Annotated in this window: 15 protein-coding genes and 1 pseudogene; 10 read left to right on the top strand and 6 right to left on the bottom strand. The window is 50.0% G+C overall.

Annotated features, from left to right (window positions below; all coding sequences use genetic code 11):
* Nucleotides 1-115: 115 nt before the first annotated feature.
* The 7 genes from F556_RS0100885 (at nucleotide 116) to F556_RS0100855 (ending at nucleotide 7,536) form a co-directional block, all read left to right on the top strand.
* Nucleotides 116-1,471: an extracellular solute-binding protein gene (locus F556_RS0100885; protein WP_245582998.1), complete on the top strand. Its 1,356-nt coding sequence runs from the start codon at nucleotides 116-118 to the stop codon at nucleotides 1,469-1,471.
* A 235-nt stretch (nucleotides 1,472-1,706) separates the two neighbouring features.
* Nucleotides 1,707-2,459 (top strand): carbohydrate ABC transporter permease, encoded by a 753-nt coding sequence (locus F556_RS0100880; RefSeq protein WP_020614988.1) that lies wholly within the window; start codon nucleotides 1,707-1,709, stop codon nucleotides 2,457-2,459.
* Nucleotides 2,460-2,491: 32 nt separating this feature from the next.
* Nucleotides 2,492-3,337, top strand: coding sequence for a carbohydrate ABC transporter permease (locus F556_RS0100875; RefSeq protein WP_020614987.1), 846 nt, complete (start codon nucleotides 2,492-2,494; stop codon nucleotides 3,335-3,337).
* Between the two features lie 153 nt (nucleotides 3,338-3,490).
* A complete protein-coding gene (locus F556_RS0100870) occupies nucleotides 3,491-4,945 on the top strand; it encodes a spore germination protein (protein WP_020614986.1) in 1,455 nt (484 codons plus the stop codon).
* Nucleotides 4,942-6,150 carry a Ger(x)C family spore germination protein gene (locus F556_RS0100865; protein WP_020614985.1) on the top strand — a complete coding sequence of 403 codons (1,209 nt, stop codon included), beginning with the start codon at nucleotides 4,942-4,944 and terminating at the stop codon, nucleotides 6,148-6,150. The genes F556_RS0100870 and F556_RS0100865 overlap by 4 nt, the downstream gene beginning before the upstream one ends.
* Complete coding sequence (locus tag F556_RS0100860; RefSeq protein ID WP_020614984.1) at nucleotides 6,147-6,368, top strand: hypothetical protein; 222 nt, start codon at nucleotides 6,147-6,149, stop codon at nucleotides 6,366-6,368. Before F556_RS0100865 ends, F556_RS0100860 begins: the two co-directional genes overlap by 4 nt.
* A gap of 19 nt (nucleotides 6,369-6,387) precedes the next feature.
* Nucleotides 6,388-7,536 carry a GerAB/ArcD/ProY family transporter gene (locus F556_RS0100855; protein ID WP_020614983.1) on the top strand — a complete coding sequence of 383 codons (1,149 nt, stop codon included), beginning with the start codon at nucleotides 6,388-6,390 and terminating at the stop codon, nucleotides 7,534-7,536.
* On the opposite strand, the gene F556_RS0100850 is transcribed toward F556_RS0100855, so the two are convergent.
* The 6 genes from F556_RS0100850 to F556_RS0100825 all read right to left on the bottom strand — a co-directional run bounded on the left by F556_RS0100850 (nucleotide 7,451) and on the right by F556_RS0100825 (nucleotide 11,333).
* Nucleotides 7,451-8,629: an MFS transporter gene (locus F556_RS0100850; protein ID WP_026297024.1), complete on the bottom strand. Its 1,179-nt coding sequence runs from the start codon at nucleotides 8,627-8,629 to the stop codon at nucleotides 7,451-7,453. The genes F556_RS0100855 and F556_RS0100850 overlap by 86 nt on opposite strands.
* 10 nt (nucleotides 8,630-8,639) lie before the next feature.
* Entirely contained in the window at nucleotides 8,640-9,089 is a 450-nt protein-coding gene (locus F556_RS0100845) for a MarR family winged helix-turn-helix transcriptional regulator (protein ID WP_020614981.1), read from the bottom strand.
* A 75-nt stretch (nucleotides 9,090-9,164) separates the two neighbouring features.
* Complete coding sequence (locus tag F556_RS0100840; RefSeq protein WP_020614980.1) at nucleotides 9,165-10,100, bottom strand: ATP-dependent DNA ligase; 936 nt, start codon at nucleotides 10,098-10,100, stop codon at nucleotides 9,165-9,167.
* 55 nt (nucleotides 10,101-10,155) lie between these two features.
* Nucleotides 10,156-10,458 (bottom strand): spore coat protein, encoded by a 303-nt coding sequence (locus tag F556_RS0100835; RefSeq protein ID WP_020614979.1) that lies wholly within the window; start codon nucleotides 10,456-10,458, stop codon nucleotides 10,156-10,158.
* A complete protein-coding gene (locus F556_RS0100830; RefSeq protein WP_020614978.1) occupies nucleotides 10,455-10,664 on the bottom strand; it encodes a hypothetical protein in 210 nt (69 codons plus the stop codon). Before F556_RS0100830 ends, F556_RS0100835 begins: the two co-directional genes overlap by 4 nt.
* A gap of 150 nt (nucleotides 10,665-10,814) precedes the next feature.
* Nucleotides 10,815-11,333 (bottom strand): DUF3231 family protein, encoded by a 519-nt coding sequence (locus F556_RS0100825; RefSeq protein ID WP_020614977.1) that lies wholly within the window; start codon nucleotides 11,331-11,333, stop codon nucleotides 10,815-10,817.
* A gap of 165 nt (nucleotides 11,334-11,498) precedes the next feature.
* Here F556_RS0100825 and F556_RS0100820 point away from each other — a divergent pair, with 165 nt between their 5' ends.
* The 3 genes and pseudogenes from F556_RS0100820 (at nucleotide 11,499) to F556_RS0100810 (ending at nucleotide 15,770) form a co-directional block, all read left to right on the top strand.
* A complete protein-coding gene (locus F556_RS0100820; protein ID WP_020614976.1) occupies nucleotides 11,499-12,344 on the top strand; it encodes an MBL fold metallo-hydrolase in 846 nt (281 codons plus the stop codon).
* A gap of 46 nt (nucleotides 12,345-12,390) precedes the next feature.
* A pseudogene (locus F556_RS32980) lies at nucleotides 12,391-13,248 on the top strand (manganese catalase family protein).
* Nucleotides 13,249-13,400: 152 nt separating this feature from the next.
* Nucleotides 13,401-15,770 (top strand): GH36-type glycosyl hydrolase domain-containing protein, encoded by a 2,370-nt coding sequence (locus F556_RS0100810; protein ID WP_020614974.1) that lies wholly within the window; start codon nucleotides 13,401-13,403, stop codon nucleotides 15,768-15,770.
* The last annotated feature ends 241 nt before the right edge of the window (nucleotides 15,771-16,011 follow it).

Below are 16,011 nucleotides of genomic sequence, written 5' to 3'. Positions count from 1 at the left end.
ACAAAAATGGGATTTGGGTCATATGAAAGCATTTGCAGATCCTCTATATTTAGGGTGTATACAAAAACAGGAGGGATCAGCGTAAATGAAGGCAAAGAGAATAACATGGTTAGGGATGGCCATACTTCTTGTACTAATGGTCGGATTGGCTGGTTGCGGGGGCAACAATGTGAATAATGTGGAGACGCCGCCAACGGAATCTGACACTGCACCGACAACCGGCACGCCAGATAACAGCTCCACTACAGGAGCCGATACGGAGCCTGTCGTTGCTGGTGATTTTGAAGTCCAGTATTGTGTAGGTGGTTATGGCGATGCTTGGCAGAAATCACTGCTGGAGCAGTTCAAAGCCAAATATCCGGATGTCAATATTAAAGAGTCGGCTGGCCCCAAAATTAATGATCAAATGAAGCCGCGCTGGATCCAAGGCGATCCGCCGGACCTTGTATTCATTGACTGTGCAGGAGGCATTGACGTGCTGCAAGCCGTGAAAGACAATCAGCTGATGGATTTGACGGAGTGGTTCAAGACGGCGGAGAACACCGATGGCGAACTGATCTCCGATATTCTGATCGCTCAGCCGCAATCAATTGATGAGAAAACGTATGCTATACCTTTCGTTTTTGGTTCCTGGGGCACATTCTACAACCAAGCACTGTTCAAAGAGAACAACTGGGAAGTGCCCACCGACTTTGACAGCTTCCTGGCTGTAAGTGAGAAGATTCAAGCATCGGGCATTTCCCCGTATGTCCACACCGGTGTCCATATTGGCTATTTCCAAGGTGGATTCCTCTTCCCAGCTATCGTGTCCAATAACGGTGATGATCCAACGATTCTAGAAGACATGGCTGCTATGAAGCCTGGCGTGTACGAAAGCGAGCCGGTTATGAAAGCATTGCAGCAGGTCGTGACGATGCGTGACCGCGGTTTTATCGACAAAGCATCTGTAGCACTGAATCACACCGATTCGCAGATTCAGTTCGTGCAGCAAAAAGCAGCCTTCATCCCTAATGGTCTATGGGTTGAAAACGAGATGAAGAATGATACGCCAGATGGCTTCGAATTTGGCATGATTCCATCGATTACGCAAGCGCCAGGGGGCAAGTATATTGCCAATCCGTATTCCAGCCCAGTCGCTGTCGCACAAAAAGCGAAAAACCCGGAAGCGGCTAAAGCATTCATCCAGTTTATGTTCACCAAGCAAGCTGCTGTTGAGTGGGCAGAGCTGACAGGAGCACTGATGAACGTCAAGGTGGATCTGAATGGCACCAACGCTAGTGGGCTTTCCATCAGCGCGAGCAAGTATTACAGCAGCCCTGATCTGGTTGTTCTGCCTGCGATTGCCTTTAATGCAGACCTGGAGAAAGAAATGCTGAATGCGACACTGGCTCTGACGGACAACAAAATCACGCCAGAGAAATGGGTCGAACGTGTAGAGGCAGCAGCCGAAAAATTACGAGCCAAAAATTAAATTCTAAGCTGACAGGGGGAGAGTAAGAGAGCAAGATAGCACTCTTATTCTCTCCGCTCTGCTCACCAACGCTATCGCAAAGAAGGGGTAAAATGTGACTTCTCAACGGAAACGCGGATTATTTATTGCTTCATTTATTTTACCTACTTTCGTTATTTATTGTATTTTCACGTTATATCCAATCATTAGAGCATTGTATATTAGCTTATTTGAGTGGTCAGGCGCTTCCGACAATATGAACTATATCGGGTTCAACAATTTCAGGGATATGTTCGCGGATCCGATTATATACAAGGCCATGGTGAATGATTATTTTCTTATCTTCTGGAAGGTATTTGGTATCCTTATTGCTGCTCTCTTTTTTGCGGTTGCACTGACACGGTTCGGGATGAGAGGGACAGGCTTTTACAGAGCTGTTTTCTTTTTTCCCAATGTTCTTTCGATCGTTGTGATCGCGGTTTTATGGCGGTTTATTTATAATCCATCCTATGGATTTTTGAACGGGATTTTGTCCTTTATTTTGGGCCGGCCGGTGGACATTCCTTGGCTCGGGGACTCTACTTATTCAATCTGGGCACTGCTGCCACCTGCGATATGGGCTGGTATTGGCTTCTATATGCTTTTGCTCATCGCAGCGATTAAGAGTATTCCAGCATCGCTCTACGAATCTGCAGAGATTGACGGAGCCCGCCAATGGAAACAGTTCACGCATATTACGCTGCCGCTGATCTGGGAGCAGGTAAAAGTATCGGTTGTCCTGATCGTCATCACCTCGTTGAATGGCTCGTTTGCGATTGTCAGTGTAATGACCGAGGGCGGCCCGGATAATGCTACACAGGTGTTGGGTTATTATCTGTATCAGATGGGCTTCAAGCAGTACCATATGGGTTATGCATCGGCCATTGGCGTGTTGATTCTCGTGCTGTCATTAGTAACAACCTTTGTGTTGCAGCGTTTGATGAAAAAAGAAGTCATTGAAATATCCTAGTTAACGTTATTTTATGAGAAAGGAGAATTGGCTTGAAGGTAAACAGGATCAACTTGCCCGCCCGCTTGTTCTCCACCTTGCTTCTATTCATCTGGACCGTATGCTGTGTGTATCCGCTAATCTTCTCCTTATTCGATTCGTTGAAGGATAACCAGCAATTTTATAGCGGGAATGCTTGGGATCTGCCCAAGCTACCATTGCTATGGTCCAACTTCTCTTATACATGGACGAACTACAACTTTGGTTATTATTTTTTGAATACAATCATTGTCACAGTCGGCAGCATGCTGCTGGCCCTGCTACTGACCGCTACAACAGCTTATGTTCTGGCCAGGTTCACCTTCAGAGGGAGCGGGTTGCTGTATTATCTATATCTGGCCTCCTTAACCATTCCCACGCTAATGCTCATTGTGCCGATGTTTTTTCTGTTTAGCGATCTGCGAGTAAATAATAGTTATGGCGGGATTATTCTGCTCTACTCGATTACGACGATGCCAATCGGCATGTTCATCCTCCTGGGCTTCTTCAAGTCGTTGCCACGTGAGCTGGAGGAGGCTGCGATTATGGACGGTGCTTCGTTGTATGGTGTTTTCTTCAAAATCATGCTTCCACTAGCCATGCCAGGCTTGATTACGATAAGCATCATCAACGTATTAAGTTTCTGGAATGAGTATCAATACGCCTTGGTACTACTAAGCGATGCCTATAAATATACGCTTCCTATTGGTCTGGCCTTCATGCAAGGTGAGATGCAGTACCGCATTGAGTTTGGCCCCCTGTTTGCAGGTTTAATGATTTCGACGATTCCGATTCTATTGATTTATATTATTTTTCAAAGAAGGATCAATGAAGGCATTGTTGCTGGAGCAATTAAGTAATAGACAATGTCCATAACAAACACCGTGGGGCTGGTGCCTCACGGTGTTTTAGTTGTATACGCGACATTTTTTTGCATTCTTTCCCTTTCCACCGGGGCATGCTATAGCTATCAAATAAGAATGGATAGGTCTATCTGAAACGGGGTGATTGGGATGGCACAGACGGAGGTCAAATCTGATGCGGTGAAGCCGCTGACTTTTATATCTGATATGAGACAACTAACGGGAGACAGCACAGATATTATTTACCGGTATATTGAGCTGAATGACGTAAGCGGCTGGCTGATCTATGTCGAGGGTTTGGCCGATCCTCGTCAAGTTCTAACTGCTATTCATGAGGAGCCGGGGCTGCGCGACGGTCTTAAGTCGGATGCATCGAGTCTATATGATCATCTGAAGCATCGAACGATAACCGAGGGCAAGCTCCAAGAGGAAGAGACTTTATCTGCTATTGCAGAATTGCTGCTGTCCGGCTACACGGTTATCTTCCTGGATGGAATGGAGCGTGCGTTATGTATTGATACGGGGAGTCTCAAGCAGCGTCAAGTGCAGGAGCCGGCTTCGCAATCCGTCGTTCGTGGACCTCGCGAAGGCTTCACCGAGTCGCTGCGTGACAATATCGCCCTGGTCCGAAGAAGAGTCAAAAATGCTGCTCTGCGCATTACCAGCTACAAATTGGGACAAGAAACACGAACAGAGACCGCGGTCATGTATCTGGAGAATAAAGCTGATCCCGAGGTCGTTGCCGAATTACAGCGTCGGATAAAAAAGATGAATCTTGAGAGTGTATTGGAGAGCAACTCCATCGAGGAAATGATTCAGGATCAACAGTACAGTCCTTTCCCAACCGTCTACAACTCTGAACGTCCTGACGTCATTGCGGCAGGCGTACTGGAGGGGAGAATTGCGATTTTCGTTGACGGGACGCCGTTTGTTTTACTCGTTCCTGCTCTGTTCATGCAGTTTTTCCAATCTAGTGAAGACTACAACCAGCGAGGTGACTTTGGCAGTCTTGTTCGTCTGCTCCGTTATTTTTGTTTTGCGATCTCCCTCCTTACACCGTCCTTCTATATAGCCGTGACTACGTTTCATCAAGAAATGATACCGACCAATCTATTATTGTCGCTGATTGGACAACGCGAAGGCATTCCGTTTCCTGCTTTTATCGAGGCGCTCATTATGGAGGTGACGTTCGAGATTCTGAGGGAAGCCGGAATCCGTTTGCCAAAATCTATCGGACAGTCCGTCTCGATTGTCGGCACCATTGTCATCGGCCAGGCAGCTGTCGAGGCGGGTTTTGTGTCAGCAGCGATGGTTATCGTCGTATCATTAACTGCGATCTCCAATTTTGCTTTGCCGGCATTTAATATGGCCATCTCGATTCGGATGCTGCGTTTTGTCATCATGGCGCTTGCTGCTTCATTTGGCTTGTATGGGATGATTATTGCCATGATCATGCTGGCGCTGCATCTGTGTCAGCTTCAGTCTCTGGGTGTGCCGTATATGACTTCATTTGCCCCGTTCAACGGCTGGTATCAAAAAGACACACTGGTTCGTCTCACCCAGCCCATGGTGCAGCGATTGAAAAAGAAGCGTGATGGCGCATGATTCAGAAGATTACCTCTATCCTGCTGATCTTAAGTCTGCTGATCCTGCCGGGCTGCTGGAGCCGCAAGGAGCTCAATGAACTGGCTGTCATCGTTGCGCTGGGAGTTGACAAGTATGATGACGGCTATATGGTTACGGCACAGGTCATTAATCCAACAGAAATCGGGCTGCAGCGGGGATCCATCGGCGCAACGCCAGTCATTGTGTACAGCGCGCCTGGCGAGACCATTCCCGACGCTTTGCAGCGGATTTTGAGCCAGGCACCCCGCCAGTTGTATTTGTCTCATCTGCGGGTCCTCGTATTCGGAGAAGAGCTGGCACGGGAAGGGCTGAGCGATGTGTTGGATTATATCTCGCGGAATCAGGAGCTTCGCACCGACTTTTACTTACTGGTTGCCAACGGTAGCCAAGCCTCAGACGTCCTGAAGGTATTGACCCCCTTTGAGCACATCCCGGCCAACTCTCTATACTCTTCGATTCTGGTCTCCAACAAGCAATGGGCGGCCACAGGCAGAATTACTCTGCAGCAATTTGTTACCGAGCTTGGACGAGAGGGGGCGAATCCCGTACTGTCTGGCGTTAAAATCATTGGTGACAAAAAGGTAGGCAGGTCGATTGAAAACTTGCATAAGACGGAGCCTGATGCACTGCTAAGGCACGCGGGCATGGCTGTCTTCAAAAAAGATAAGCTAGTGGGGTGGGTCGACGAGCTCATGAGCAAGTCGGTCAATTATATTCTCAACGAAGTCAATACAACAGTCGGGCACGTCCGTTGTCCGGACCCGGATGATGGGATTATCGGTATCCGGATTGTCCGGGCCTCTTCCGATATCAAGGCTCGACTTGATAAGAATGGCAAGCCGGAGTTCGATGTCGTCTATTTTATTGATGCCGACCTGGAGGCTGTTCAGTGCACGATCGACTTGAGCAAAGAGGAGTCGTTTCGCAAGATTGAACAGGTTATTCGCAAAACCATGCAATCGACTACCGAAACCAGCGTTCAACAGATTCAACAAAAATTCGGATCGGATGTTTTTGGATTTGGCGAAGCGCTTCATAGGCAGCATCCCAAGGTGTGGCGGAAATATCGTCACCAGTGGGGAGACGTCTTCCCGCATGTCAAGGTTACCATAGATGCCAAAGTATCGCTGCGGCGGGTGGGCTCTATCATTCAGCCACTTCGAAGGGAGATGAAGGACCCATGAACTGGAGCATGTTTATTACGTTCCTTGTGTTGCTAATTCCTCTGGCAGAATGGCCTACACTCAAGCATCTTCGCTCGTTTAAAGAATGGGCCGTATTCGGAACGTTGTGGGGACTTGCCGTCTTGTCGATGGTTGGGGAATGGATGGGCTGGCCGATGCCACGGCCGCTGGACTGGATTCGGGCGGTGATCAGTCCGATTGCCCGCCTAATCCCCTAGCCAGGAAAGGGTGCATACAATGGATACCAATAAAATTAGCGGCTTTCAGTTTTCGATTTTAAGCATGGGACTCACCGTAGGGACATCGATTCTGGTGATCCCGTCCGGACTAGTTCAGGCCGCCCGTGAAGATGCCTGGATGGCTGCGGTTATTACCTTGATTGCTAACGTGGCCATGGTGTTGTTATATATCCGCATTGCCCGGCTGTTTCCTGGACAATCGTTGTTTGAAATCCATCGGAGCGCCTTTGGGAAATGGGTCGGCAATACGATATCGTTTCTGTACCTGTTTTATTTTCTCATGCTGTGCGGGACCTTGCTCGGAAATCTGGGGTTTTTCTTCACCAGCGAGTTAATGCCGGAAACGCCCTTTCAAGCTGTTGAACTGCTGCTTCTGATGGCGTCCGTCATGTGTGCGAGATTAGGGATAGTTATTCTGGCAAGGGTCGTTGAACTGATGCTGCCCTGGATTTTGTTTTTTGCGCTGGTGCTTATCCTTACGCTGCTGCCGCAGGTGGAGTGGCAATATATTTTTCCCATGTGGGAAGATGGGGTAGCCCCGATTCTGAAGTCGGGCTGGAGGTCTTCCATGTTTCAAGAGCTGGTGGTAATGCTCGTGTTTCTTCCGATGGTCAAGGATGTGAAGCACGCTGAAAAAGGGTTTTTAATCGGAACGGTTGCCGGTGGTGCTTTACTTGTCACGGTTGTCTTGTTAAGCGTCCTTATTCTTGGGATAGAACAATCCGCCAACAGTACGTTTCCGGCCTTTATGCTGGCGAAAACAATTAATATTGGCGGATTCTTGCAGCGTGTAGAGGTGATGCTCATCACCTTATGGATACTCACTTTTTTTATTAAAACCTCTCTAATGTTCTTTGGTATTTTAACCGGCATGCAGAGCATCTTCGGTCTGAAAAGCTATCGACCGCTGATCTATCCTATCTCGGTGCTGGTCCTTGTTGTCTCCTGGAATACCTATATTAACAGTGCCTATATTGCCGAAGTCATCAGTGAAATCTGGGCCGGATATTCCATGGTTCACTTGCTGTTTATTCCTCTCCTGGTCTGGATGATCGGGTGGTTCAAACGGAAGAGCGCTGCCGACGGCCAGCCCACAGGGACAACAGCAAAAAAACAATCATCAAGCTTGCCGAGTACCGATACATGATGGCATAATCCGTGGCGGATGCGACCGCACCCAATACAAATGCTCCTAAAGCAATGCCAAAATCGGCTGAGCTGTAAAACATACTGTTAGCTAAGCCTTGCTGCTGTGGCTTGGATACCCGTAACATCCAGGCTTGAAGAGTAGGCTGTATGGATCCAAATCCAATGCCGTAACAAATGGCAGATAGGATCAGCATTGGAAGCGAGCCGGTGTAAGATAGCAAGATCAAGCCAATTCCGAGGGAGATACCTGCGGGCACGAGCACAATGACCGGACCATGCGCATCAAATAATTTGCCGGCAATGGGCCGCACGACGAGTATCGCCATGACGTTAAAAAGAAAGAATAGCCCCGCCTGTTCAAGCCCTGCAGCCTCGCCGAACAAAGCGATGAAGCTGAGCAGGCCACTGTAGGTAACGCCCAGCATGAGGTTCATGAGGGCCGGCGTCCAGATGCCAAGCGGGAAGGGCTCTTTGTGGTTGGCTGAGGAGGTGAGAACTTGCGGCTCCTGCGGCGGTACGGCACGTGTAATCAACAAGACCGGCACAATCAGCAGTCCAACTGCCGTGCCGAGCCACACAAGCGGCGGGAAACCCAGGCCGTCAAGAACATTGAGTCCGATCAGCGGCCCCATCGACATGGCCAGACTAGTCGACAGGCCAAAATAAGCAATGCCCTCACCGATTCGATTGCCCGGAATGACGCGGGATACGAGGGTGGGAATAATGGTGCTGGCCATCCCAAAGCCGATACCATACCCTACCCGAAGCAATAGGAGCGAGTTAACCGACCATGCGTACATATACAGTACCGTCATAAGTACAGCTATTGCTATGGAGATATAAAGAAGCATACGACGGTCAAATCGTCTCAACAGCCATGCCGTAGCAATGCGCGCCAGAATGGCAGCAGCTGCAAATGTACTTGTCATGAGACTAACGGTGACATCATTTGCTTGAAAATTGTTTTTCACATAGGCCGGGAAGGCAGCCAAAAGCATCTGCAAATTCAAAAAAAGCAAAAAAAAGCCGACCGTCAATCCGATGAAGGGTGCGGTCCACAATCGATCAGGCGTCTCCTGATGTCTGTTCACTGCTGTTCGCCTACTCTCTGTCAGATTGATCTTGTACCAGCTGATGAACCCTCCGCAGCAGCATCAGCAGCTCCTCGTACGATGATTCGCCAATTTCAGTTTTTACATCGCTCATCAGCTGCCGCTCAAGCGGATAGGTCTGATGGATAATCTCGGCCCCTGCGGGCGTAACGCGGACTGTGACGGAACGCTTGTCCCGGATGCCGGCAGTTCTGTGGATCAGTTGCTTGCTCTCGAGTTGAGCCAGTAATCTTGTAATCGTCGGTTTGTCCTTGTACAACCGTTCGGCAATCGTCTTCTGAATGACGCCATCTTCTTGGTAGACCTGGTATAAGACGGACCACTGCTCTGTTGTAATGTCATACGCTTTGATCCGCTGCTGGAACAGGTTCACCAGCTTGCGGTATGTGATTCCGAGATGAAAGCCCAGGGAATCTTTTAAGTTATCTTGTTCATTCAATAGATATTCACCTGCACATATCAGATAAAATAGTTGTCTTGACAATTATATGGCGTAAAAAAAGAGCTGTCAACGTCAGGGCTTGAACGTACAGCTCTCGGGTGGGACTTCTACAAAGGCTTGCAGACTGGGATGTCTTAGCGTTCGGCCTTCGTGCCAGCGCCACTCCGTGAATTGGATTTTGGCCGTCAGCTTGGGGATAATCCAATTCGCTCCTCGCATATCGGGGTGTTGATTGGCGAATGGGCTAGTCTCTGTTGCAATGCTCGATACAATCTTGGTCAAGTGTCGCCAGTCCTCTGCGGTCAGCTTGCCAGTTCCGACTTTGCCAATAAAATAAAGCTTTCCATCCTGGTAAATCCCGCTTAGCAGGGAATTGACTACACCATCCCGCGTCGTATAGCCTCCGATGACGGCAATGATGTCACCATAATTTTTCACTTTTACCCAGCGGTCATCCTTGCCATCCGGCCGATACAGACTGTCGAGGCGTTTGCATACAATTCCCTCCAGGTTGTGCTGGCGCACCACTTGGAACAGAGCTTCGCCATTCGGATGGGATTGAACAGGCTGAATTGTGGAAGTAGGGATGAGATGTTCAGCTAGCAATGCCTGTCGTTCGGACAACGGCCGGTCCATGAGCGATTGACCATTTAGCCAGAGCAAATCAAAAATCATATAGGTAACGGGAACTTCGTAGATAAGCGACGGAACTCGCGCCAAACGTCGAATGCCATCCCGGCGCATGACCTCGTGAAACGAGGGTTTGCCATCTGCCGCCAGTGCGATGACTTCGCCATCCACAATGTAATCCTGAGCGTGGAGAAAGGAAGGGAGCAGCTCGGGAAACTGGTCGGTTCGTTCGCGCAGATGCCGGTTGAAAAGTCTAGAGTCACCTGGCTGATGGTAAGCCAGAATTCGGACGCCATCCCACTTCAATTGATAGGTCCATTCGCTCCCTGTGGGAATCTCATCGTAACGAACAGGTTCAAAGGGTATAATCGGTTTCATAGCCCTAGCATCGGCAAAGCTCCAGTGGTTTATCCATCACGTTGAAAAATCTTCCTTAGTGCGATTGGGGAAGCTCCAGCGCGGCTCTGGCTTGTCTCATGTCCAACTGAATCTGTTCATTCACATGCCAAGGATGATACAGGCCTGCTCGCATCATATAGTCGGCTACGTTCTCATAATGATCAATGGCTTCTTCCAATTGTCGTGTCAAGGCTTCGCGAATCTCTGGCGAGATCGTTTCAGTCATCGCAATCGCGTAATTGCGCACGCCGTTTTTGGCTGCAATGAGCAAATCCGACGCCAGCACTTGATCTGATAGACTGTACATTCCGGTGATCCGTTCCAACCACTGATTCATGTTGTCAGCTCCTCATGTGCGTCCTGCTCTAGCAAACCGCATAGTTCCTCCAAATGTTTGCTGCTCATCTCAGCATCCGCCACCATCAGTTGTTTCAACTCACTGTCAGAGGCAAGGGCATGCATCGTTTTGGTCTTGGTGAGGGCAGTCGTTCGAAAGGTAGTGATTTCTAACAGCTCTAATATTTCATGCTTTGCAAAAGCCACATCGTATTCCTCCTATCGCCGAGGACGGCTCTGTGAACCGTCACGGTCTCGAATATGAACTTTAAAACCTATCCTATTATTCCCTCCAGCGAACATCCTATGTAGAATCTACAGGGAAAAGCCCCGGACAGCCAGATCCGGGGCTTCCAATTAAGCTTCGACTAATTCCGCTTTGTGCATATGAAGTGGAGGAGGAACCAACCAGCTTTTCTCTTTCATCATTTTTAACAGGCGTACGCCAAGTCCGGTTTTCAAGGCATGACACTTAGTAAACATTGCGCCAACATCCTCCCGGATACTGATGCCCATGCCGTGGCTGCAGAATACCAGACCGGCCGCATTACCTGCACTGATTGTGGCCGCAATTTCTGCATCACTGAAACGAGCGCCTAGCGGAATGTCCTCCAACCTTGCCTTGGGCTTACTTGGCATGCCGGGAGGGGGGATTAATTCAGCATCCATTAATAACTTGTCGCAGTTTTTGATATCTTCATTAGCCTGTTGAATCAGGTCATGCAGAATGTCCTTTAAATCTTCATCACCCGCATGATTTAGAAAAGTCTCATAACTGGAGAGAACGCCTTTGGCTGCTGTTGACATCGTCCATATTTCGAATATTTCGCCATAATGCAGAGGTTCTTCCTTCGGATTGCCGCTCAAAATCCCCATTTGTCACAACCTCCTTAGTTAGTTGAATCCATAATAGCGTGGCATTTTCAGCTTTACTTATGCTGCCTATTGTTGGTCTGCTCCTTGTGAAGAAGGATGCGTATAGGTAAGCATGGGCAACGGGCAAACTAGGGCAGGTCTGTTTCAATTGGAAGGGGTTTTACGATGAATCATGAGATGTCTTATGGCGAGGATTACCGTGAACTCCCCCTGACTTCCCTGCGCAGCGGAGAAGTAACACAAGAAGCCGAGGGGGTATGGTGTCAAGCCGTCCACATCGTCAATGTTGCTTATATTCAAGCGACGGATTCCGCAGACTGGGTGCTCGTAGATGCCGGAATGCCAGGGTCGGCTGATGCAATCATTCGTGCCACCGAGGAAGTGTTCGGTACCGATGCCCGTCCTAGCTCTATCTTGCTTACACATGGCCACTTTGACCATGTGGGGGCTGTAATTGAACTTGTCGAGCACTGGCAAGTACCTGTGTATGCCCATGCGCAGGAGCTCCCATTTCTAACGGGCAAGCAGGGCTATGCGCCTGCCGACACAGCCGCTGGGGGAGGACTGGTTCCAGCGATGGCTGTCCTGTTTCCCAATGAGCCGATTGATCTCAAGCATGCGGTACAAGTGCTGCCCACCGACGGTTCAGTGCCTGGACTTAAGGACTGGCGCTGGATTCATACACCGGGGCATACCGCAGGCCATATCTCGCTGTTCCGTGAACGGGATGGCGTGTTGATCGCCGGAGATGCCTTTGTTACCGTCAAGCAAGAGTCGATCTACCATGTAATTACGCAGGAGCTGGAGTTTAGTGGTCCGCCGCGTTATTTTACAGCCGATTGGGCGGCTGCCAGACGTTCTGTCGAGGCGTTGGCGGAGTTACAGCCGGCTATCGCCATCTGTGGTCACGGACGAGCATCGTCCGGGCAAGAGCTGACGGCAGGCCTAAGCGAGCTGTCTGCTCATTTTGACAAGATTGCGCTACCGCCTTATATCAAGAACACTCATTAGTGAAAGGTTAGACATACGCAGGAAATCCAAAGGAGGAAATGAAACGATGTATTATTACAAAGAAGAATTAATCAACATCATGTAACCGGATCAGCCGGACCCCTCTGCCGCAAAAGTTCTGCAAGAAGCATTAGGCGGACAATTCGGCGAGATGCGTACGATGATGCAGTATTTCTTCCAAAGCTCCAACTTCAGAGGAAAAGAGAAAGCCTATCGAGATTTACTGCGAGGCGTATTCCTTGAAGAGATCGCTCATGTGGAGTTGGTGCAGTCTACCATAAATCAATTGTTAAACGGTTCTGGCGAGACGAACTCGGCGGGCAATTCCGGTGCCGATCAAGCCCCGTTGAATGAAGCAATCAAGCATGCCAATCCCCATCATTATATCATGGGCGCTCAGAGCTCATTACCAGTCGATGCTGGTGGTAATCCATGGAACGCATCCTGGGTATACAGCCATGGTAATCTGATCGCGGATATGCTGAACAACGTCGTGCTGGAATCGACCGGCGTCCTGCAAAAAACGAGAATTTATGAGATGAGTAACAACAAAACCTTCCGTGAAACGCTGGGCTTCCTGATTGTGCGGGACAATGCTCACCAGAACGCTTTTGCCAAAGCACTGGAAACGCTCGGAGTGGATTGGGGCAAAGCATTTCCGGTGCCCAATTATGATATTAACAAGTATCCGGAATGCCGCAAATATGTGGAGATGGGCTATCACAACGCCCAGTTTAACTTTCGTCTCGATGAAACGCGGATTGCCGAGATATTCAGCGGCATGACTCCGAGCCGCAACGGCGGCGAATTACAAGTGACCCAGCCGCCGGAAGGCTTCCCGGTACCCATGATGCCGGAGATGCCGAATGAGCATAGTCCTGGGCTTGTGGACATGCAGCATTGACAAAAGAACGAATCCAAATGGCCCCTGCGAGAGCAGCGGGCTTTTTGGTGTTGTCTGGCATACAAGTGTAGTTTTCTGAAAATCAAACATGTTATAATGACAAGTGTTCAAGAGGGAAGGAATAAACCAATGAAAGAGGGGAAGACGCTGAAATGATAGTGAAAGCAACGGAAGACAAGCAGTATTACGAATTGTACAGCCCCACTGCGATGCCCAAGGCCTCCGGCTTCTTGTGGAATGAGACGATGATGATCCATATGAATTGCAGAGGTTATGCGGTAGCCCAATTCATGCAACCGGAGCCGGCTAAATATTCACATGCTCCCAACCTGGAAGCCAAGACGTTTATGCAACCGGAGCAGCCATATTACGCCCATCATCCGGGGCGGTTTGTTTATATCAAGGACGAGGAAAGCGGCGAAGTGTTCTCCGCACCTTATGAGCCTGTCCGGAAGCAAGCGGATCATTATACCTTTGCAGTTGGCAAGCATGATCTGTACTGGACAGTACGCTGTCTCGATGTCGAGATCGAGATGCGTCTGAGCCTACCCAAGCATGATCCGATCGAGCAGTGGGAGATCAAGGTTCGGAATACCAGCGGCCGTACACGCAAGCTGAGCATTTATCCTTATTTTACGGTCGGCTACATGTCCTGGATGAATCAATCGGCTGAATATAATGAACAGCTGCAAGCGATTGTATGCTCTTCTGTGACGCCGTATCAGAAATATCAGGATTACAGCAAAATTAAAGAGTTGAAGGATAAAACATTCTTGCTGCATGATCGTCAGCCTGATGCCTGGGAAGTCAATCATGAGCAATTTGAGGGTGAAGGTGGCATCGTCATGCCTTCTGCCGTCACTCAGGAACTGCTCGGCAACGGTGAAGCTCGTTACGAGACACCAGTAGCTGTCCTGCAATACCGGCTCGCGCTGGATGCGGATGGCGAGGAGCAGTATCGTTTCCTGTTCGGACCGGCCAAGACCGAGGATGAAATCGCAGGCATCCGCAGCACCTATTTTGGTACCCAGGATGGCTTTGCCGCGAGTAAGCAAGAGTATGCAGCCTATGTGAATGAGGGACAGGGATGTCTGGAAATCGAGACGCCGGACAGCGCTCTCGACAATTTTGTCAATGAGTGGCTTCCGCGCCAGCTGTTCTACCATGGCAAGACGAACCGCTTAACGACAGATCCGCAGACCCGCAACTACCTGCAGGATAATATGGGTATGAGTTATATTCAACCCTCCATTGCCAGAGAGGCTTTCCTGACAGCGCTCAAGCAGCAGGAAGTCAGCGGCTCCATGCCCGATGGCATTATTCTGCACAAGGATGCGGAACTGAAGTACATTAACCAGGTTCCTCACATGGATCATAATGTGTGGCTGCCGATCTGTCTGGACACCTATCTTGATGAAACCAATGATTACAGCATTCTAGATGAAGAGATTCCGTTCGCGGACTCCGATGAGAAGGCTTCGGTATATGAGCACGTCACACGTGCGATGCGCTGGTTGGCCAAGGCAAGAGACGAGCGGGGCCTGAATTATATCAACCAGGGCGACTGGTGCGACCCGATGAACATGGTGGGCTACAAAGGCCGCGGCGTGTCCGGCTGGCTGACAATCGCCTCCGCTTATGGCTTCAAGGTGTGGGCAGCCATCAGCGAGCGTCATGGACGCTTAGAGGAAGCGGCAGTCTTCCGCGAGATGGCCGAAGAGACGAACGAAGTCGCTAACCGTTATCTGTGGGACGGCAACTGGTATGCGAGAGGGATTACGGATGATAATGTCACCTTCGGCGTGAGCACGGATGTTGAGGGACGTATCTACATTAATCCGCAGAGCTGGTCCTTGATGAGTGGCGCGGCAGATGAAGAGAAGAGCCGTAAACTGATTCAAGCCGTCGAGGAACAGCTGGAATCACCTTACGGCGTGGAGAAGCTGGCCCCTTCCTTCACGGCTATGCGTGAGGATGTCGGACGGGTAACCCAGAAGCATCCGGGCAGCGCAGAGAACGGGGCTGTCTACAATCACGCTTCCGCTTTCTATATCTATGCGCTCTATGTGGCTGGCGAGCAGGACAGTGCCTACCGGGTGCTGCGCAAGATGCTGCCTGGCCCGGACGAACAGGACTTGCTGCAGCGCGGTCAACTGCCGGTCTTCATTCCGAACTACTACCGTGGCGCTTACCGTCAATATCCGCACACAGCAGGGCGTTCCAGCCATCTGTTCAATACAGGTACTGTGCCATGGGTATATCGCTGCCTGATCGACGGATTGTTTGGCTTGCAGGGTACACCAGAGGGCATCCGGATCCAACCACAGCTGCCGGGAGACTGGAGCACCGCTCGCGTCACACGTTCGTTCCGCGGCGTAACGCTGCAGGTGGAGTACAAGCGCGAAGCTGGCGTAACAGCAACGGAAGTCCATGTGGATGGACAGTTGCTGGCCGACGGCATCCTGCGCAATCTCCGTGAGGGCGCTACGTATCAAGTAACAGTGAAGCTGCCATTGGCATAAGCTTAAGCAGTGGAGTAGTTGCCTTAATAGCGGGCCGCCACGCATCGGTATCTCCGATGCCGTGGCGGCTTTTTATGTTCTAGCCGCCGCGTGATGGCAGGGTGGCTCATCATGGTAGGACGTCGCAAGATGGCAGAGCGCCTTCATCATGGTAGTACGCCGCGTGATGGCAGAGTACCCCATCAACGTAGCGCTACAAGATGGCAAGACGCCGCATGATGGCAGAGCGCCGCATCCTCGC

The organism is Paenibacillus daejeonensis DSM 15491, from assembly GCF_000378385.1.
In the GTDB taxonomy this organism is placed as follows: Bacteria; Bacillota; Bacilli; order Paenibacillales; family Paenibacillaceae; genus Paenibacillus_D; species Paenibacillus_D daejeonensis.
This window is presented reverse-complemented; position numbering and strand designations above follow the sequence as displayed.